This window comes from Sphaerimonospora cavernae, assembly GCF_042435035.1.
Taxonomy (GTDB): domain Bacteria; phylum Actinomycetota; class Actinomycetes; order Streptosporangiales; family Streptosporangiaceae; genus Sphaerimonospora; species Sphaerimonospora cavernae.
Window position 1 is genome coordinate 15,763 of sequence record NZ_JBHMQT010000054.1, and the last position, 18,810, is coordinate 34,572.

Sequence of the window (18,810 nt, forward strand, 5' to 3'; positions counted from 1 at the left end):
GACTCAGCCGATGCGCCTAATCCTGAGTGCCTCACTCGGGAGCCGAGGACCCATGGAACGTGGGGTGAAGGCACGACGTTCGTGTTCAACGCAGTGCCCGGGCGTCTCCAGCCCGAACCCGTCAGCTAACTCGGCAGGCATATGGAGAGGAGTGGGCACTGCCCCGCGTGTTACCTCTGGCAGCCGGTGTGCTCGCGGCCACCGCGCTCGTGTTCGGTACGGCCACGGCGGGCCAGGCCGATCCAAAACCCAGCAGGAGCGGCCTCAAGAAGCAGCTCGCCGGCCTGGAGAAGAAGGTCGACCGGCTGATCGCCGACTACAACGCCAAACGGGTCGAGCTCGCGAAGGCACGTACGGCGGAGCAGGCCGCGCGCGACCGGCTCACCCGGGCCGAAGCGGACTACGACGCCATGAAGCGATCTGTCGAAGACTTCGCCTCACGGCAGTACCAGATGAGCGGCCCGATGCCGGTCCCCGACCTGACGACCTCGGCGCTCGTTTACCAGATGCAGCAGGAGCAGTCACTCAGGCTGAGCCGCTTCGACGAGGCGCGCACGGAACGTCAGCGTGCCGCGGAGGCGGCGAAGGATCTGACCGACCGGCTCAAGTCGCAGGCCTCCGCCGTGGCCGATCAGCGCGAGCAGGCCGAGAAGCTGATTGACGAGATCAAGGACAAGCTCGACAAGTTGGTCCCGGTCGCCCCCGGCAGACGGCCGGGTGGATCCTGGGCTCCGGAGCTGCCCACCGGCGCCGACAACATCACTCCTCGCACCCTGCTGATGCGCACGGAGGTGGTCGAGAGCTTTGACCTGCGTTTCCCGGTCGGCTGCTACCGCTCGGAGTCGAGCGGTGAGCATCCCCTCGGCCGCGCCTGCGACTTCATGATGAGCTCGGGCGGCTCGATGCCGACGCCGGAGATGAAGGCTCTCGGCGACACCGTCGCCGCCTGGGCGATCAAGAACGGCGCGAAACTGGGGGTGAAATATGTGATCTGGCGGCAGCAGATCTACAATCTCGGCTGGCCGGGCTGGCGCACGATGGCCGACCGCGGCGGGATCACCGCGAACCACTACGACCACGTGCACATATCGATGTACTAAGGACCACGAACTGTGGAAACGTTCTGCGCGAAGGATGACGTGTGGCAGTGGCACGAGTACTGGTGATCGGTCTCGATCCCGCCAAGATCCAGGGCTGGGACCCGGAGCCGATCCAGGCGGCGATGGCACGCGGTCAGGCGCGGTTCGACGATCATGGTATCGAGGCCGACTGGTGTCTGGTGGCACTCGACGAGAGCCCCGAAGGGATGATCGTGGAGGCGCTGACCCACGGAGACTACGTCTGCGTGGTGATCGGGGGCGGCATCCGCAAGCACGAGCCGTTGCTCGAATTCTTCGAGAAGGTGGTCAACCTGGTCCGGCAGCACGCGCCCGACGCAGCCATCGCCTTCAACAGCAGCCCCGAGGACTGCGCCGACGCAGCTCTGCGGTGGCTGCGCCGACCCGGCGCCGGCCCGGAAGGGCAGGCACCCTGACAGGGCACTGATCGCTCCTCAGGGGCCGGTACCCGCGTGGCGAGACTCTTCGGCGCCACGTGGCGGAAGGCTTCGGTGACGATCTGCCCGATCTCGTCCCAGTCCACCGGGACGTCCATCGGCGGTCAGCCGGAGATGCGGACGGGGTTGACCAGATCGGCGTAGATCAGCAGGCCGCCCATGACGACGAGCAGCACGGCCATCACGTACGTCAGCGGCAGCGCCTTGGCGACGTCCACGTACGCGGGCATCGGCCGTCGCCGGATCCGCGCGATGCCGCGCTTGAGACCCTCCCACAGACCGCCCGCGATGTGGCCGCCGTCCAGCGGAAGCAGCGGGATCAGGTTGAACATGCCGACCGCGAGGTTGAGCCCGCCGAGCAGGGTGATGAAGATATTGATCTTACTCTCGACGGGGATGTCCGAAGCGGCGATCTCGCCGCCGATGCGGCCCGCGCCGACGATGCCGATCGGTCCGTTGGGATCGCGCTTCTCACCGGAGAACGCCGCCTGCCAGACGCCGACCATTTTCTTCGGAATGTTGAGCATCGCGACCGCGGTGCGTTCGGTCATGTCCCACATCTGACCGAGCACGTATCCGGGCCCCTGCCGCTCGACCACCAGCGTGGGCGACACGCCGAGGAAGCCCACGTTCTTCTCCACCTTGCCGGGATCGTCGAGCAACGGCATGTCTTGGGAGATCAGGTCGACTGTGAGGGTCATGCCCCTGCCCGCCCGGTCGATGCCGATGGTCGCGGCGCCGGCGCCGTGCGCCCGGATGAAGCGGGTGGCGTCCTCCCACGACGCGACCGGCTTTCCCGCCACCGAGGTGATCCGGTCGCCGGGCAACAGTCCCGCCTTGGCCGCGGGCGTCGCCGGGTCGGAGTCCCGGCAGTCCCGCTTGGCTGCCTCCACTGCGGGAATCACGCACTTGGACACCGAGGACACGGTCGGCTTGGTCACCGTCACGCCGAACCCCATCATCACGATGGCGAACAGCACGAAGGCGAGCACGAAGTTCATCGCCGGGCCGCCGAACATGACGATGACCTTCTGCCACCAGGGCTTGCGGTAGAAGACACGGTTCTCGTCGCCCGGAACGATCTCCTCGGAGGCGACGGCTCGGGCGTTCTCGATCAGGCCTTGCCATGGGCCGGTCGATACGCTCCGTAGTCTGTTGGGATCGTCCGACGGCCGGGGCGGCAGCATGCCGACCATGCGGATGTAGCCCCCGAGCGGAATCCACTTGATCCCGTACTCGGTCTCACCTCGCCTTCGGGACCACATCGTGGGCCCGAAACCGACCATGTACTGGGTGACCCGGACGTTGAACAGCTTGGCCGGGACGAGATGGCCGATCTCGTGCAGCCCGATGGAGAGCAGCAACCCGACGAAGATGACCACGAATCCGGCTACGGAGAGCCAGTACATCAGCGTGTACCCCCGCGTCGGAGAAGCCGCCTTGCCATACGTCGCACTCTTCGAGGGTAGCCGACGGCGGCGTAAGGGGAGCGTGTGCCGACGTGTTTCGGGTACCCGTTCCTCGACCTCCGCTTGACCAAATGGAGACACTTCGTTGACACTGCGGAGCCGTTCGATCACCCTTTGATAAACCACCCAGAGGGGAGTGTCTTGATCCGGATCCTGGTTGCCGAGCACCTTCCGTTGGTACGGCGCGGCCTTGTGGCCTCGCTCGACGGCGAGAGCGACCTCGCCGTAGTCGCCGACGTCGGTTCGGCGGAGGACATCGTCCCCGCCGCCCTCGACGTCCGACCCGACGCCGCGGTCATCGACGTCGACCTGCCCGGCGTGGGCGGGCTCGACATCGCCGCCCGGCTCGGCGAGAAGGTTCCCGACTGCCGGGTGCTGATCCTGTCGGCCCAGCCCAACCCCGGCCACGTGAAGCGGGCGTTCGCCGCCGGAGTCCTCGGCTACATGAGCATCGAGATCGGGCCGGACCAACTCGCCGACGGCATCCGCCAGATGGTCTCCGGGCGCCGGGTGCTCGACACCGATCTCGCCGTCGCCGCGCTCGAGGCGGCGGAGAATCCGCTGACCCCTCGCGAGCTCGACGTGCTCCGGATCGCCGCCGGAGGCGCTCGGTCCAAGGAGATCGCCGAGCAGCTGTGTCTGTCGGTCGGCACGGTACGCAATCACCTCTCCCGCATCCTCTACAAGACGGGCGCACGTAACCGGGTGGACGCCGTACGCATAGCCGGCGACGCCGGCTGGCTCTGATTCGTCGCCCTACCAGGACCTCTCGGACGCGGCCACGGCCCGCAGGCCGGACGGCCGACGCCTCTCCCGCCGGGCGGGCGGGGCGCCCCCCAGGAACGGCAACCCCACCGGCTCGTCGTGCAGCGCCGCACCGACCGACAGCAGAACGCCCGCCGTACCGGTGGCGAGGTCCATCGAGAGCCGCAGCAGCCGCTCGCCGGGGAACGCGAGGTGCCCTCGGAAACCGACCGCGTGCCAGGAAAGGGCGGCGAGCTGGCGACCGGTCTCCTCATCCTCACGGCCCCAGCCGCCCGCGCGGTCGCGGCACAGGTACGCGATGATCCCGGCCCGGCCGCCGAACAGCCCGGGCTGGAAGTACAGGTGCGCCCTGGCGGCCCGGTCGAGGCGCGCCCACACCGCCGCGAGCTCCGGATCCGGCCGGTAGTGCAGAAACTCCCCCAGCACCCAGGCCACGCCCACGCTGCCCCGGTCGAGATGCGGCGTGGCCCTCCGGTCCCCCTCCCGACCTCCCGCATCGACCCGCAACGACCCGTCGGCCTGAGCCACGCAACGGCGCAGATCCCGGCGAAGCGCCAGCTCCGCCTGAGTGAGCCACTGGACGTCTCCCGTCCGCTCGAACATCCGGACGAACAGCAGGGCGGGGCCGGTTGTTCCGTACATCAGTCCCGGGCAGCCGTCGGTCGCCTCATCGCTCAACCGGTCGGCCACGATGGCGGCGGTGCGTAGCGCCTCGTCGAGATCGCCGAGATACGCCTGGCTGAGCGCGATGCCGGACAGTCCTCCGTACAGATCGACGCCGAGCGGCCGTCGGAACCCTGTCCCGGCCATGTCGAGCACCTCCTGTGCCTCCTCGTGCCGGCCCAGGTGGGCCAGCGCGTGGGCGACACCGTGCAGCCCGTCGTAGAACCCCGGCCCGAGCCGCGGTCCGCGCCCACGGACCCGGTCGATCAGCCACTGCTCGTGCTCGGGAAACCGGCCGGCTCCGGTGGCGTGCAGGGCGTAGAGCACCCCGGCCGCGCCATGTGCCAGGCCGAGGCCGCCGCCGTCACCGTCGAACTGTGCGACGTCACCGGGGAACAGCCGGTCATCGCGGCCGGGCGTGGCCGACGCCAGGATGGCCCGCCTCATCGAGTCACGCATCCGCCGCCAGCCCGCTGTGGGCGGCTTCGTCGCAAAGCTCGCGCCGCATCCGGCGGTCCTCACCGCAGGGCGCAGGAAGCTCTCCCGGATGGGGAGCAGCTCGCCGATCACTTCGGCCAGCTCCGCGGGCTTCTCCCGGTCCAAAGCGAACAGTTCGGTGAGCGGAAGGAAGAGTGCGAGCCGCAGGCAGGCAAGCGCGTACCGGTCGGCGTCGAGGCCTCCTGCTCCCGGCGCCACGGTCCCCTGCGGGGACGCGAACGCGGGGTCGTCATGTCCGCTCCCGGCCGACTCCGTGATGGGCCGGGCCGCCCCGAAGCCGACCAGCGTGACACCACCGTCCGGCCGGACGATGACGTCCGCCGGGCTCAGCCCGCCGTGCACCAACCCGTGCGCATGAACCTTCCCGACGGCGTCCTCGACCTTCGTGCAAACATCCGTCGCCCACTCCACGTACTCCGCCAGACGGCCCTCCCCGTCGCTCTCAGGGGCGCTCGTCCCCGCGGCGGTCAGCGGATGGCGCGCGGCGAGAGCCGCGCCCAGCGACTCACCTGGGACGTGTTCCAGCACGAGGAACCGGCGTCCGCCGGCGGACAGGCGCCCCTTCAGCTCTGGGGCCACGCCCAGCCCGGCGAGCCGTGCGAGCGCCTCGCCCTCGCGCTCCCGCCCGATCTCCTTCAGCACCATCCGCTCCCCCGTGTCCGGGTGGACGGCCAGGTAGACGCCTCCGCCGTCGCTCTCGCGCAGCACCGCGTCAATTCGGTACGGCAGGCCTTCCGGCGGCCTGCTCCCTGACGGCGGATAGGAGGTCAGGTGGGGAGGACATTGCGTAGGAGAGTCGTAGAAGACGGGATCTGTGCGGCAGTAGAGCTCGTATCGGTTCTCCACGTTCTCGCCTCCCGGACGCCTGCGAAAGCCGTACTCCGCGAGGATGTCAAGCAGGCGCGCCCGGGGCCAGTGACCATTGGACACAGAAAGAACATGACTCGTTACGGTGAGTGTCCATTGAACTCGTCATGGGTCTCCTCCGGACCGGTAGGGACTCCGGCAACCGGGGAGAACTACCGGAAGAATTACGGGCGCCAGATCAGCACGAGAGCGCAGTCGTCGTTGTGGCCGGAGGTCATCGACTGCACCAGATGCCGCGCGCGGTCGCGGAATCCCGAGGGCAGCAGCCGCTCGGCCTCGCCCAGCAGCCGGTCCAGCCCGGAGTCGATGTCCCGGCCCGGCTGCTCGATGAGCCCGTCGGTGAACAGCATGAGGGCGTCCCCCTTGCGCAGCACCCCGCTGTCGGGCTCGCAGTGCAGGTCGGGGACGACGCCGAGCACGACTCCCTTGGCCGTCGACACCCGCCAGGTGCCCGATCCCGAGTCGAACTTCACGACAGGCGGATGGCCCGCCGAGGTGATCGTGTATCCGCCGGTGGACAGGTCCAGGGTGAGGTGGACGGCGGTGACGAATCCCTCATCCCCGAGCTGGCGGTGCAGGTAGGTGTTGCAGGCGCCCAGGAAGTCGTCGACCGAGCCGAGCAGGCCGCCGAAGGCGCCGGAGAGCATGAGCGCGCGCGTTCCCGCGTCCACGCCCTTGCCGGAGACGTCGACGAGCGCCATCTCGACGCGATCGCCGTCACGGGTGGAGACGATGAAGTCCCCGCCGAAGGACGACCCACCGGCCTGCTTGAGCACCACCTTGCCGTCCCAGTCCTTGGGCAGCGACGGCAGGTCGCTCTGCCGCTTGAGCCGGTCGCGCAGTTCCAGCAGCATGGCGTCGCCACGCAGCCCCTGCACGCCGAGCTTGCCGCGGGTGCGGGACATCAGCCAGGCCAGCACGGCCGTGAAACCCATCGTGATCAGCAGGCCCGCGCCCACGTTCCCCGGTCCCCGGACCGACCACACGTAGGCCAGGGAGACGACGACGGAGCACAGCAGGATGGCCAGGCTGCGCAGCCGCAGTTGGAGGCCGCCGATGAGCGTGATCAGGATGAGCAGCGACGGGGAGAACCAGTAGGAGGAGACCTCGGCGTCGAGCACGCCGATGACCAGGGTGATCGCGCTCAGGGCGATGAGTAGGTTCCGGTCTTTGGACGAACTCTTCCTGACAAAACGGACCAACGGCACCAGAAGCGGCACTCGTACGAGAAGCGCGCGAAGCCGCGGAGGGATCAGCGGCGCCGGTCGGGAACTCATGATGGCCTCGACTGTATCCCCCCGGCCCAGGTGAGGGCACCCCTTTGACCAACAGCTTGATCGTTGAGTATGGGATGTCGGGATGGATATTGTGTGGCACTCCGCCGCCGGCCGCTCCTACTGTGATCTGGTGACTGTCACCGTTCGTCCCATCGGCGAAGCCGAATGGCCCGATTTCACGGCCCTGCACCTCGAGGCTTTCAACGCCTCCTCCCCTCCCGAGGCCGTTGAGCGCTGGCGGGAGCTCTTCGAGCTCGACCGGTCCCTGGCGGCCTTCGACGGCGACCTGATGGTCGGCGGCGCCGCCGCGCTGTCGTTCACGATGACCGTGCCCGGCGGGCCGGTCCCGGTCGCGGGAGTCACCGCCGTCGAAGTGCTCCCCTCACACCGCCGCCGCGGCGTGCTGTCGGCCCTGATGGCCCGGCAGCTCCACGACATCCACGAGCAGGGACGCGAGGCCGTGGCGGCGCTGTACGCGAGCGAGGCCGCCATCTACGGCCGCTTCGGGTACGGCAGGGCCGCCGACAGCCTCTTCTTCCGGATCCCCACGCACCGCTCGGCGTTCGTCCCGGATGCTCCGGTCGACCCCGCGCTGCGACTGCGCGTGGCCCGGCCCGCCGACGCCCTCGACGACCTGCGGCGGGTCTTCGAGACCGTACGGCCGGAGCGGCCCGGGCTGTACGAGCGATCGGAAGCCCGATGGCGGTACGACGTCATCGCCGACGAGGAGTACGACCGCGGCGGGGCAGGCCCGCTGCGTTGCATGATCGCGGAAGACGCGGCAGGGCCGCGCGCCTACGCCCTCTTCCGCGTCGCGGGAAAGTTCACCGACCATGACGTGCCGGACGGCGAGGTACGGCTCGCCGAGCTGTTCGCCACCGACCCGGCCGCCTACGCGCTCATCTGGCGGAGCGTGCTCGACCGGGACCTGTGCTCCCGGGTCCACGCGTGGAGCCGGCCGGCGGACGACCCGATCGTTCACCTCCTGGCCGAGCCTCGGCACCTCAACGCGGGATGGCTGGACGATCTGTGGATCCGCCTCGTCGACGTGGACCGGGCGCTCTCGTCCCGCGCCTACGCCGCCCCCGCCGACCTCGTGATCGAGGTCGCCGACGAGCTGTGCCCGTGGAACGCGGGTCGCCGGCGGCTGATCACCGCGAAGAGCTCGTGCGAGCGGACCGGCGATCCCGCCGACCTCACACTGCCGGTCTCCGCGCTGAGCGCCGCCTACCTGGGCGGCCGGCCACTCACCCCGCTCGCCGCCGCCGGGCTGGTACGGGAACACCGCGAGGGCGCGCTGCGTGAGCTGTCCACGGCGATGTCGTGGGAGCCTGAACCCTGGGGTGGTCTGGTCTTCTGACGGCGGAATCTTCCGGGTAGGGTTCGGGACATGGCACTGCAGAGCTTGCAGATCACGGCGATCACCGCGATGCGGGCCCGGGACGTGTCCCGACCGAAACCGGAGGAGCAGAAGGCGGCCGACGACCGCCCCCTGCGGGACGAGACGTCCCGGCGGGACTTCCGCCGGGACGCCAGGAGCACGGCCTATGGAAGGGGCGGAAGTTCGCCCGTCGTCTCGTAGTCGGAGAGCTGGCCGATCCTGCGCGCATGCCGCTGCGCGCCCGAGAACGGCGTCGTCAGAAAGATCTCCACGAAGCGGACCGCCTCTTCCGGGGTGTGCATACGCGCGCCGAGACTGATGACGTTGGCGTCGTTGTGCTCCCTGGCGAGCTTCGCGGTGTCCTCGTTCCAGGCGAGGGCCGCCCGGATGCCGCGCATCTTGTTCGCGGCGATCTGCTCACCGTTCCCCGAGCCGCCGATCACGACGCCGAGGCTGCCCGGATCGTCGGCGACACCGCGGGCGGCGCGCAGCACGAACGGCGGGTAGTCGTCCTCCGCGTCGTAGACCCACGGACCGCAGTCCTCCACCTCGTGGCCCTGCTGCGTCAGCCAGTCGGCCAGGTGGTTCTTCAGTTCGTAGCCGGCATGGTCGGCACCGATATAGACACGCACAGCCCAAGTTTCGCAGTCTCCGCGTGCGCGCGGGACGCCGGGCCCAGACTAGAGTAAGTGGCGAGAACGGCATCCGGTCCTTACGACCGACGGCGCACCGCCCCAGCCAACGAGCCCAGCCAACGAGCCCAGCCCACGGAACCGGCCAACGTCCGGTGAACGGTCTCAGCCGAACAGGAGCATCATGCGCGAGATCCGCAGCGTCGGTGATCCGGTCCTGCGCACCCCGGCCGAGCCGGTTACGGACTTCGACCGGGAGCTTCGGCGCCTCATCGACGAGATGTTCTCGGTGATGTACGCGGCCGAGGGGGTGGGCTTGGCCGGTCCGCAGATCGGCGTGGGCAAGCGACTGTTCGTCTACGACATCACGAATCGCAAGGGCCACCTGATCAATCCCGAGCTCACGATCGACGATCCGGAGCAGATCGTCGAGGAGGAGGGCTGTCTGTCGGTGCCGAGCAGACAGACGGGCAAGCCGCTGTACGCGCCGACGGCCCGCGCTGCCGGAGTCACGGTCCGCGGCCTCGACAGGCTCGGCCGTCCCGTCACAGTCAGGGCCAGGGGCATGCTCGCCCGGTGCTTCCAGCACGAGTACGACCATCTCGAGGGGACCCTGTACGTCGACAGGCTCACCAAGGAGGAGCGCAGGAAGATCCTCCTCCAGGCGCCCTGACTCCTCTCACATCTGGATGGCCTTCGCCTCCAGATACTCCTCCAGTCCGAGCTCGCCCAGTTCGCGGCCGACCCCGGAGTGCTTGTAGCCCCCGAACGGCGCGAGCGGGTTGAACCTGCCGCCGTTGATCGCGACCTGACCGGTGCGCAACCTACGCGCCACAGCGAGCGCCTTCTCCCCGGTTTCCGCCCACACCGCGCCGGACAGTCCGTACGGCGTGCCGTTGGCGATCTCGACGGCCTCGTCCTCGGTGCCGAACGGGATGATCGACAGGACCGGGCCGAAGATCTCCTCCTGCTCGATCGACATGCCCGGGGAGACGCCGGCGAACACGGCGGGCTCGACGTAGAAGCCCCGCTCCGTCGGACTGTCCGTACCACCCAGCACCAGCCGGGCACCCTCCTCCTGGCCGAGATTGAGATAGCGGATCACCCGATCGCGCTGCGCGGCGGAGACCAGCGGTCCCAGACGGGTGCCCTCGGCGAAGGGATCACCCGGGGTGTACTTCCCGGCGAAGCCCACGGCCAGCCGCACCGCCTCGTCATAGAAGTCCCAGTGCACGAGCATGCGGCTCAGGGCCGAACAGGTCTGGCCGGAGTTGACATAGGCGCCCGCGACGCCCGCCTTCACGGCGGTCTCCAGATCGGCGCCGGGCAGGATCACATTGGCCGACTTGCCGCCGAGTTCCAGGGCGACCCGCTTGACCGTGTCGGCGGCCAGGGCGGCGACGCGGCGGCCCGCCCGGGTCGAGCCGGTGAACGACACCATGTCCACGCCGGGGTGGCCGGCGATCGCCTCGCCGACGACCGGCCCGCGCCCGCTGACCATGTTGAACACGCCGGGCGGCAGACCCACCTCGTGCAGGATGTCCGCGAGGGCGTACGCCGCCAGCGGCGCCACCTCGCTCGGCTTGAGCACGACGGTGCAGCCCGCGGCGATCGCCGGGGCGACCTTACAGATGATCTGGTGGAGTGGGTAGTTCCACGGCGTGATCGCGCCCACCACGCCCACCGGCTCACGGACGATCAGCGAATTGCCCACCCGGCCCGCGTCGAAGGCGTACCGCCCGGCGAGCTCCGCGTACGACTCCAGGACGCCGACCGGCATCAGGGTCTGCGCCTTCAGCGCGAGCGCGAGCGGCGCGCCCATGTCGGTGGCGATCGTCGCGGCGATGTCGTCGGCTCGCTCACGCAGCAGGCCCGCCGCCGCGGACAGGAACCGGGCCCGCTCGGCCGGAGCTGTCGACGACCACGACGGGAAGGCCGCACGGGCGGCGGAGACCGCGGCCTCGACGTCGCCGGGCGAGCCCGCCGGAACCCGGTCGACGACCTCCTCGGTGGTGGGATTCACGACGTCGACGCTCTCACCGGAGGCGGACGGCACCCAGGCTCCGTTCACGTAAAGGTGGCGCACGATCTCATCCTTGCGTGGCTGCCGCCGGAACGCGAGCACGACGCCGCTCTCCGGCGGTTTCGATCTCATATCACCGAACGAACACCATCAATTTGGACACGGTCGATTTCGAGACCATTCCCTGCGCTGGCCGGAATGTGGTTGCATCGATCACCACTCGGGTTGTCAGCCCCGCTGTCAGCCCGGCCGGTTTCTCCATTACCCGGTAGGAGAGGTCGTGAATGCTGCCTTGTCAGTGCGGCGTGGCAGGATTCTGGCCATCCCTTTCGCGATGTGCGGCTGGGTCGGGGGCGTTGATATGCGATGAGGAGCAGGTGTGGCAGGCAATCTGACTCGTGACGAGGCGCGGGAGCGGGCCCGGCTGTTGGACGTCCGGTCCTATCAGGTCGAGCTCGACCTGACCGAGGGCGAGGAGCGGTTCGAGAGCATCACGACGGTCAACTTCACCTCCAGCCGTTCGGGGGCGGAAACTTTCATCGATCTGCACGGGGCTCACGTGCGCAAGGTCGTGCTCAACGGAAAAGAGCTCGACATCCGCGCCTACGACGCCGAGAAGGGCCGCTTCCCTCTGCCGGACCTGGCAGAGGAGAACGAGCTGCGCATCGACGCCGACGCCTCCTACATGCGCACCGGGGAGGGCCTACACCGGTTCGTCGACCCGGTCGACCAGCAGATCTACCTGCACAGCCAGTTCGAGACGGCGGACGCCCACCGGATGTACGCCTGCTTCGACCAGCCCGACCTCAAGGCGACCTTCGAGCTGACCGTGCTCGCGCCCGCCCACTGGGAGGTGGTCTCCAACGCCGCCCCCGACTCCGTCGAGGAGCTGGAGGAGCACCGGGGCAAGCACGGCACGCTCCAGGCGTCCAAGCGCTGGCACTTCCCGCCCACACCCCGCATCTCGACGTACATCACGGCGCTGGTCGCCGGGGCGTACGCCGTCGTGCGGGACGAACACGACGGGATCCCACTGGGCATCTACGTGCGGCGGTCGCTGGCCGAACACCTGGACCCGGAGAACATCTTCGAGGTCACCAAGCAGGGCTTCGACTTCTTCCACCGCGTCTTCGGCGTGCGCTACCCCTTCGGGAAGTACGACCAGCTCTTCGTGCCGGAGTTCAACGCCGGCGCGATGGAGAACGCGGGCGCGGTGACGTTCCTCGAGGACTACGTCTTCCGGTCGCGCGTCACCGACGCGATGGTGGAGCGCCGCGCCGAGACCATCCTGCACGAGATGGCGCACATGTGGTTCGGCGACCTGGTCACCATGCGGTGGTGGGACGACCTGTGGCTGAACGAGTCGTTCGCCACGTTCATGTCCGTCCTGTGCCAGGCCGAGGCCACTCGCTGGGGCCAGGGCGCGTGGACCACGTTCGCCAACGTCGAGAAGGCCTGGGCCTATCGGCAGGACCAGCTCCCTTCGACTCACCCGATCGCCGCCGACATCCCGGACATGCAGGCCGTGGAGGTCAACTTCGACGGGATCACGTACGCCAAGGGCGCCTCGGTGCTCAAGCAGCTCGTCGCCTACGTCGGCCTCGACAACTTCCTCGCCGGGGTCCGCGACTACTTCGGTGAGCACGCCTGGGGCAACACGAGCCTGGAGGACCTGCTCTCCGCACTCGAGCGCACCTCGGGCCGCGACCTGTCGGCGTGGTCGAAGGAGTGGCTGGAGACCTCTGGGGTCAACACGCTGCGCCCGTCGTTCACCCTCGACGACGAGGGCAGGCTCGCCTCCTTCGACGTGCTGCAGGAGGCGACCTCCGAGCACCCCACCCTGCGTTCCCACCGGATCGCGATCGGCCTGTACTCGATGGACGGCGGCGTCCTGACCAGGACCAAGCGGGTGGAGCTCGACGTCGTCGGCGCCCGTACGGCCGTCCCCGAACTGGTCGGCGAGCTCCGGCCCGACCTGGTGCTCGTCAACGACGACGACCTCACCTACGCCAAGATCCGGCTCGACGAGCGGTCGTTGGAGACCCTGGTGGGCGGCGCCATCACCGCGTTCCGGGACTCCCTGCCCCGCGCCCTGTGCTGGTCGGCCGCGTGGGACATGACGCGCGACTCGGAGATGGCCGCCCGTGACTACGTGAAGCTGGTGACCTCGGGGGTCGACTCGGTGCTCGACATCACGGTGGTCCAGGCTGTGCTGCGGCAGGCCCGTCAGGCCGTGCAGCAGTACGCCGACCCGGCGTGGCGGTCGACCGGCCTCGCCGAGGCGGCCGTGGCGCTGCGCCGCCTGATCGCGGCGGCCGAGCCCGGCTCCGACCACCAGCTCGCGTACGTCAACGCGTTCACCGCGGTCGCCACCTCCGCCGAGGACCTGGCGCTCGTCAAGGGCATCCTCGAGGGCACCGCCGTACCTGACGGGCTGACCGTCGACGCCGACCTCCGCTGGACGCTCACGCACTCGCTGGTCGTCGGCGGCGTGCTCGACGCCGAGGGCATCGACGCGGAGTTGGTGCGCGACGCCACCGCGACGGGCGAGCGCTCGGCCGCGATGTGCCGGGCCGCGATCCCCACGCCCGAGGCCAAGGAGCAGGCCTGGGCGTCGATCACCGCCGGCACGCTGAGCGGGGCGCTGCTGCGCTCCACGATCCTCGGCTTCATGGACCCGCACCACGTCGACCTGCTGGAGCCGTACGGAGAGAGGTACTTCGACGAGGTCGGACGCATCTGGGGCAAGTGGACGTCCGACATGGCGCAGAACTTCGCGATCGGCTGCTACCCGGCCCTGCTGATCCGGCCCGAGACCGTGGCGGTGACGGAGGACCACATCAGCGCGGCGCAGCCGCCGCACGCGCTGCGCCGGCTGCTGCTGGAGGGCGCCGACGGCGTCAGCCGGGCCCTGCGGGCCCAGGCGAGGGACGCCTCGGCCTGACCCGCACCCGGCGCAGAGTCCCGCACAGGCACAGACGGGCCCCGGCACCCCTGCCGGGGCCCATTCGGCGGGCGAAAGCGGGGCGCAAGGGGGATGCAAGCGACCGACGATGGGATGGAGGGGACCGGGCCCCACGCCGTACACCCGGGTCTACCGTCCCATCCAGGAGGCACCCTCCGATGATCCCCGCAGACGACAGCGCCCAGCATCTGACCGACGTGCCGCCACGCCGGGGCGACGTCAAGGTCTTCCCCGCACCCCCGCGAAGCTCATCCTCCGGAACCTCGCCTTTCCGGCTGATCGAGGGCGGGCCGCGACCCGCCGATCTGATCACTCCGGAGGATCTCAAGCGCGTTCTCGGCATAGACGTGGGGCCCCCGGCGGCCTTCGACGCCGACCTTCCGGCTCCCTCCTGGCTGAGCGTGCGCTCCTGCAGCTACCGGTCCGGCGACGGCGTGCGTGTCGACATACACACCGCCGAGGGCATGCACTCCCGCTATCTGATGGTGCTCGGCCACATCGTGACCCGGGTCCAGGGGCGGCCGATCCAGGGGATCGGCCGCGGCGCGATGCTCTATCCGGGGCTGGTGGCCGCCCGGACGGGCCGGGGCACGTTCGTGATCAGCGTCTCCGCTCTCACCGGGCCGCCGCCGTCCGATCCGCTGATCGACCTCGCCCGTACGGCGGCCGCACGGCTCGCCGAGACCCGCTCGACCCGCCCGCGGACCGTGTGAGGACCCAGGGCGTACGGGCGGGCCGAAGTAGATCGGCACGTCCTTCACGAGGTTCAGGTCCTTGATCTCGACGGGGACAGTTCCCGGGAACGTACGGCGGCCGCCTGCTCAAGACCGGTAAGATCATGAATGGCTGCCACGTACCGAACGGTAGGCCTCTCGTACGGAGATATCTAGAGAAGATACCCACAGGAGTGCGCCGTGAACCGGTTCAAGCAGGCCACAAAAGTATGAACCAACCAACACTAGGCAGCCCGTTGACGATTCGACTACCGTGAGTGATGTGGATACCGGTCCAGTGCCCGAAAACGGTCACGATGCGTCACCCATTTGGGTGAGCGACCCCCCGTCGGAGCCGTCCCAGGCATCGCCGACCGCATCGGGGACCCCAGCAGCACCACCCGCCGCGCAGACGACGGCTCGGACGGCCGCACCGCCACCGCAGCCGCCGCCCGACGCTCCCCCGAAAGCACACATCCATGCTCCTACACCGGCCCTGCGGAAGTCGCCGATCGAGCGGGCGTCGATCGGTTTCCTGATGCGTGACCCGAGATACCGTCACCTGCGTCTGCGCGCGCTGATCGGGTTCGCGGCCGGCATCGTGGCCGGAATCCTCTTCGCGAACTGGCGAATCGGCCTCACCGCCGCGATCCTCGCGGTCATAGTCGACACCGTGTATCGGGCGCGGACCGTCTCGTCGATCCCGGCGTGGCGGCGCGCCTCGGCCGCGGAACGCCGTACGGAAGGCCAACTCAAGAAACTTGAGCGCAGCGGGTACCGGACGCTGCACGCCCGGGCCATCCCCGGCAGCGAGGCGCAGATCGATCACCTGGTGGTCGGCCCCACCGGGGTCTACGCGGTGGACTCGGAGAAGTGGGACCGGCGCCTTCCCGTGCGGGTGCAGTCGCACCGCAAGCTGTTCCACGGACCGTTCAACCGGAAGCCGAGGCTCGACGAGGCCCGCTGGGAGGCCGCCCAGGCCAGCGAGCTGATCAGTGAGGCGCTGGGCCACGAGATCACCGTCGTGCCGTCCCTGGCGATCTACGGCCCGGCGATTCCGTGGCGGATCCTCAACATCCGCGAGGTGGACGTGTTCTCCGGCGGTCTCGTCCGCAAATGGATCACCAAGCGGGAGAGATCGCTCACCTCTGAGGAGATCGACACCATCTACCGTGCTGCCGGGCGGGTCCTGCCGCCTCGCTACGAGTAGCGCGGCCCGCCGCCGAGCAGCCGGACGGCTCTGTCGCCAGGCGCGACACGGCGTCCGAGCCGTGGACACGCGGTCTCGACAGCCGGGCGGTAGCCGTACCATTTGAGGACCCGTAGTCTTCGGATGGGAGTCCGCCCATGCCCGCGCTCAGATCACGTACGGTCACGCACGGCAGGAACATGGTCGGTGCCCGGGCGCTGCTCAGGGCCACGGGAGTGGCGGGCAGCGACTTCGGCAAGCCGATCGTCGCGGTTGCCAACAGCTTCACCCAGTTCGTCCCCGGCCACGTGCATCTGCGCGAGGTCGGCGACGTGGTCGCCGCAGCGGTCCGGGAGGCCGGCGCCATCCCCCGCGAATTCAACACGATCGCGGTCGACGACGGCATCGCGATGGGTCATGGCGGCATGCTCTACTCGCTGCCGTCCCGGGAGCTCATCGCCGACGCGGTCGAGTACATGGTGAACGCCCACTGCGCCGACGCGCTGGTCTGCGTCTCCAACTGCGACAAGATCACGCCGGGGATGCTGCTCGCGGCCTTCCGGCTCAACATCCCGACGGTCTTCGTGTCCGGCGGCCCGATGGAGGCGGGGAAGACCCCCGGCCGCAAGCTCGACCTGATCGACCCGATGATCGCCGCCGCCGACGACAGCGTCTCCGACGACGAACTGCTCGCGATGGAGGAGAGCGCCTGCCCGACCTGCGGCTCCTGCAGCGGCATGTTCACCGCCAACTCGATGAACTGCCTGGCCGAGGCGATCGGCCTGGCGCTGCCCGGCAACGGCACGACGCTCGCCACTCACGCGGCGCGCAAGACGCTGTTCGAGAAGGCCGGCCACACCGTGGTGGAGATCGCCCGGCGCTACTACGAGCAGGACGACGAGACGGTCCTGCCGCGGAGCATCGCCGGCCGTGACGCGTTCGAGAACGCGATGGCACTCGATGTGGCCATGGGCGGTTCGACCAACACGATCCTGCACCTGCTCGCCGCGGCACGGGAGGCCGGAGTCGACTTCGGGCTCAAGGAGATCAACGAGGTGTCGCTGCGGGTGCCGTGCCTGTGCAAGGTCGCCCCGGCGACTTCCAAGTACCACGTCGAGGACGTCCACCGCGCCGGCGGCATCCCCGGCATCCTCGGGGAGCTCGACCGGGCCGGCCTGCTCCACCGCGACGTGCCCACCATCCACTCGGCGTCCCTGGCTGACTGTCTGGCCGAGTGGGACCCGAAGTCGCCCGAGGCCACCGACGAGGCGATCGAGTTGTGGCACGCCGCGCCCGGCAACGTGCGCACGGTCCGGCCCTTCTCTCAGGAGGCCCGATGGGAGACGCTCGACCTCGACCGGGCCGAGGGCTGCATCCGTGACAGGGAACACGCCTACACCCAGGATGGCGGCCTCGCCGTGCTGTACGGCAACCTGGCCCAGGACGGCTGCGTGGTGAAGACGGCCGGTGTCGACGAGTCGATCTGGCGGTTCTCCGGTCCGGCCGTGGTGTTCGAGTCCCAGGAGGAGGCGGTCGAGGGCATCCTGGGGAACAGGGTCAAGCCCGGCGACGTGGTCGTCATCCGCTACGAGGGCCCCAAGGGCGGCCCCGGCATGCAGGAGATGCTCTACCCGACAAGCTTCCTCAAGGGCAAGGGCCTCGGCAAGGCATGTGCGCTCGTCACCGACGGCCGGTTCTCCGGCGGAACGTCGGGCCTGTCCATCGGGCACGCGTCGCCTGAAGCGGCCGAGGGCGGCATCATGGCCCTGGTGGCCGACGGCGACATCATCGAGATCGACATCCCGGGCCGATCGATCGAACTCAGGGTGCCGGAGGAGGAACTGGCCGCCCGACGGGAGCGGCTGCTCGCGGACCTCGGCGGCTACCGCACCCGTGACCGGCACAGGCCGGTCTCCGCCGCGCTGCAGGCGTACGCGGCGCTGACCACCTCGGCCTCCACGGGAGCCTCCCGCGATCTGTCCCAGCTCTCCCGTTGACCACCCAACCCGTGATCTTGCAGTTGCTCGCAGACATACCCGCCGACATGGGCAAAGCTCATTCATGATCTTGCAGTGGGCACTGCAAGATCATGAATGGCGAAACCCCAGGTCGGGCAGGGTCTTTGCGAGTTTCTGCAAGATCACGACAAGTGAAGACGCAGGTGGCGGGCCTGTCATGCAAGGTTTCGCAAGATCACGGCGATGAGGGGGTGGGGTGGGGGTGTGGCCGTGGGGTTAGAAGCCGATGACTTGTTCGGAAAGCCCGATAGCGTGTTCGGAGAAATGTCAGTGCTCGCCGTTATCGTCAAGGTATGGCCAACGTCACAAGGCATTCGCTGACAGCGGCGGAGATCGCCGCACTCGCCCTGTCACTCGCCCATCTCGGGGCCGGCCCGCAGTCCGTCACCGCCCGCCGCGGGCTGCGTCACGCATTCGACCACCTCGATCTCGACGACGACGTCATCGCCACCACCCTGGCCACGCTGACCACACCGCTTCCGCCCGACGTCGCCAGGCGGGCGAGGCTGATGGCGAACGCCATCACCGCCCGGCTGGTGATCCGACTCCAGTATCTCGACGCCGCTGGCCGGCTCACGATCCGCGACGTCGAGCCGGTGACCTGCCTGGTGCACGGCGAATTCTGGTACCTGGTCGGCTGGTGTCGGCTCCGCCGCGGGATCAGGGCGTTTCGATTCGACCGGATAGTAGCGGTCGAGCCCACCGATCTCCCGGCCCGGCCTCACCTGCCCGAGCGCTATCTCCCCTTCCAGCGCCGTACGGCCAAGCGCCGCAAGGCGGCTTGACCGGTCATCC

The 18,810-nt window shown here is 69.2% G+C and carries 16 protein-coding genes and 1 riboswitch; of the genes, 11 read left to right on the forward strand and 5 right to left on the reverse strand.

What is annotated here, in order from left to right; translation table 11 throughout:
* Positions 1 to 3 precede the first annotated feature (3 nt).
* Positions 4 to 154, forward strand: a riboswitch (cyclic di-AMP (ydaO/yuaA leader).
* Between the two features lie 13 nt (positions 155 to 167).
* Together ACFHYQ_RS23595 and ACFHYQ_RS23600 are read left to right on the forward strand one after the other, a co-directional pair.
* Positions 168 to 1,100, forward strand: coding sequence for a coiled-coil domain-containing protein (locus ACFHYQ_RS23595; protein ID WP_394303313.1), 933 nt, complete (start codon positions 168 to 170; stop codon positions 1,098 to 1,100).
* 41 nt (positions 1,101 to 1,141) lie between these two features.
* On the forward strand, positions 1,142 to 1,534 hold the full coding sequence (locus ACFHYQ_RS23600; protein ID WP_394303314.1) for a hypothetical protein: 393 nt from the start codon (positions 1,142 to 1,144) through the stop codon (positions 1,532 to 1,534).
* Between the two features lie 125 nt (positions 1,535 to 1,659).
* Here ACFHYQ_RS23600 and ACFHYQ_RS23605 read toward each other — a convergent pair whose 3' ends face one another.
* Positions 1,660 to 2,964, reverse strand: a complete 1,305-nt coding sequence (locus tag ACFHYQ_RS23605) for a M50 family metallopeptidase (protein ID WP_394303315.1) — start codon at positions 2,962 to 2,964, stop codon at positions 1,660 to 1,662.
* A 201-nt stretch (positions 2,965 to 3,165) separates the two neighbouring features.
* On the opposite strand from ACFHYQ_RS23605, the gene ACFHYQ_RS23610 reads away from it, so the two are divergent.
* Positions 3,166 to 3,771 (forward strand): LuxR C-terminal-related transcriptional regulator, encoded by a 606-nt coding sequence (locus tag ACFHYQ_RS23610; protein WP_394303316.1) that lies wholly within the window; start codon positions 3,166 to 3,168, stop codon positions 3,769 to 3,771.
* Between the two features lie 9 nt (positions 3,772 to 3,780).
* Here ACFHYQ_RS23610 and ACFHYQ_RS23615 read toward each other — a convergent pair whose 3' ends face one another.
* On the reverse strand, positions 3,781 to 5,796 hold the full coding sequence (locus ACFHYQ_RS23615; RefSeq protein WP_394303317.1) for a class III lanthionine synthetase LanKC kinase domain-containing protein: 2,016 nt from the start codon (positions 5,794 to 5,796) through the stop codon (positions 3,781 to 3,783).
* 185 nt (positions 5,797 to 5,981) lie between these two features.
* Complete coding sequence (locus ACFHYQ_RS23620) at positions 5,982 to 7,094, reverse strand: PP2C family protein-serine/threonine phosphatase (RefSeq protein WP_394303318.1); 1,113 nt, start codon at positions 7,092 to 7,094, stop codon at positions 5,982 to 5,984.
* Positions 7,095 to 7,224: 130 nt separating this feature from the next.
* On the opposite strand from ACFHYQ_RS23620, the gene ACFHYQ_RS23625 reads away from it, so the two are divergent.
* Complete coding sequence (locus ACFHYQ_RS23625; RefSeq protein WP_394303319.1) at positions 7,225 to 8,454, forward strand: GNAT family N-acetyltransferase; 1,230 nt, start codon at positions 7,225 to 7,227, stop codon at positions 8,452 to 8,454.
* A 30-nt stretch (positions 8,455 to 8,484) separates the two neighbouring features.
* Positions 8,485 to 8,676, forward strand: coding sequence for a hypothetical protein (locus ACFHYQ_RS23630; RefSeq protein ID WP_394303320.1), 192 nt, complete (start codon positions 8,485 to 8,487; stop codon positions 8,674 to 8,676).
* Here ACFHYQ_RS23630 and ACFHYQ_RS23635 read toward each other — a convergent pair.
* Positions 8,640 to 9,107 (reverse strand): ribose-5-phosphate isomerase, encoded by a 468-nt coding sequence (locus ACFHYQ_RS23635; RefSeq protein ID WP_394303321.1) that lies wholly within the window; start codon positions 9,105 to 9,107, stop codon positions 8,640 to 8,642. The two genes, ACFHYQ_RS23630 and ACFHYQ_RS23635, sit on opposite strands and share 37 nt — an antisense overlap.
* 184 nt (positions 9,108 to 9,291) lie before the next feature.
* Here ACFHYQ_RS23635 and def point away from each other — a divergent pair, with 184 nt between their 5' ends.
* Positions 9,292 to 9,780, forward strand: a complete 489-nt coding sequence (def, locus tag ACFHYQ_RS23640) for a peptide deformylase (RefSeq protein ID WP_394303322.1) — start codon at positions 9,292 to 9,294, stop codon at positions 9,778 to 9,780.
* 6 nt (positions 9,781 to 9,786) lie between these two features.
* Here def and ACFHYQ_RS23645 read toward each other — a convergent pair whose 3' ends face one another.
* On the reverse strand, positions 9,787 to 11,193 hold the full coding sequence (locus ACFHYQ_RS23645; RefSeq protein WP_394303386.1) for an aldehyde dehydrogenase family protein: 1,407 nt from the start codon (positions 11,191 to 11,193) through the stop codon (positions 9,787 to 9,789).
* A gap of 316 nt (positions 11,194 to 11,509) precedes the next feature.
* Here ACFHYQ_RS23645 and pepN point away from each other — a divergent pair, with 316 nt between their 5' ends.
* From pepN to ACFHYQ_RS23670, 5 genes are all read left to right on the forward strand, one after another.
* Positions 11,510 to 14,074, forward strand: a complete 2,565-nt coding sequence (pepN, locus tag ACFHYQ_RS23650; protein WP_394303323.1) for an aminopeptidase N — start codon at positions 11,510 to 11,512, stop codon at positions 14,072 to 14,074.
* Positions 14,075 to 14,253: 179 nt separating this feature from the next.
* Positions 14,254 to 14,808: a hypothetical protein gene (locus tag ACFHYQ_RS23655; RefSeq protein ID WP_394303324.1), complete on the forward strand. Its 555-nt coding sequence runs from the start codon at positions 14,254 to 14,256 to the stop codon at positions 14,806 to 14,808.
* 538 nt (positions 14,809 to 15,346) lie between these two features.
* On the forward strand, positions 15,347 to 16,018 hold the full coding sequence (locus ACFHYQ_RS23660; protein WP_394303325.1) for a nuclease-related domain-containing protein: 672 nt from the start codon (positions 15,347 to 15,349) through the stop codon (positions 16,016 to 16,018).
* Between the two features lie 137 nt (positions 16,019 to 16,155).
* The gene (gene ilvD / locus ACFHYQ_RS23665) at positions 16,156 to 17,994 is read left to right on the forward strand and encodes a dihydroxy-acid dehydratase (protein WP_394303326.1); all 1,839 of its coding nucleotides are present in this window, start codon (positions 16,156 to 16,158) and stop codon (positions 17,992 to 17,994) included.
* 314 nt (positions 17,995 to 18,308) lie between these two features.
* Positions 18,309 to 18,800, forward strand: a complete 492-nt coding sequence (locus ACFHYQ_RS23670; protein ID WP_394303327.1) for a helix-turn-helix transcriptional regulator — start codon at positions 18,309 to 18,311, stop codon at positions 18,798 to 18,800.
* The last annotated feature ends 10 nt before the right edge of the window (positions 18,801 to 18,810 follow it).

What these genes read in the sequence shown, in the direction of transcription:
- def (WP_394303322.1), top strand. Translation starts at nt 9,292, where the DNA reads ATGCGCGAGATCCGCAGCGTCGGTGATCCGGTCCTGCGCACCCCGGCC.
- ACFHYQ_RS23660 (WP_394303325.1), top strand. Translation starts at nt 15,347, where the DNA reads ATGCGTGACCCGAGATACCGTCACCTGCGTCTGCGCGCGCTGATCGGG.
- ACFHYQ_RS23655 (WP_394303324.1), top strand. Translation starts at nt 14,254, where the DNA reads ATGATCCCCGCAGACGACAGCGCCCAGCATCTGACCGACGTGCCGCCA.
- ACFHYQ_RS23605 (WP_394303315.1), bottom strand. Translation starts at nt 2,964, where the DNA reads ATGTACTGGCTCTCCGTAGCCGGATTCGTGGTCATCTTCGTCGGGTTG.
- ACFHYQ_RS23630 (WP_394303320.1), top strand. Translation starts at nt 8,485, where the DNA reads ATGGCACTGCAGAGCTTGCAGATCACGGCGATCACCGCGATGCGGGCC.
- ACFHYQ_RS23620 (WP_394303318.1), bottom strand. Translation starts at nt 7,094, where the DNA reads ATGAGTTCCCGACCGGCGCCGCTGATCCCTCCGCGGCTTCGCGCGCTT.
- ilvD (WP_394303326.1), top strand. Translation starts at nt 16,156, where the DNA reads ATGCCCGCGCTCAGATCACGTACGGTCACGCACGGCAGGAACATGGTC.
- ACFHYQ_RS23670 (WP_394303327.1), top strand. Translation starts at nt 18,309, where the DNA reads ATGGCCAACGTCACAAGGCATTCGCTGACAGCGGCGGAGATCGCCGCA.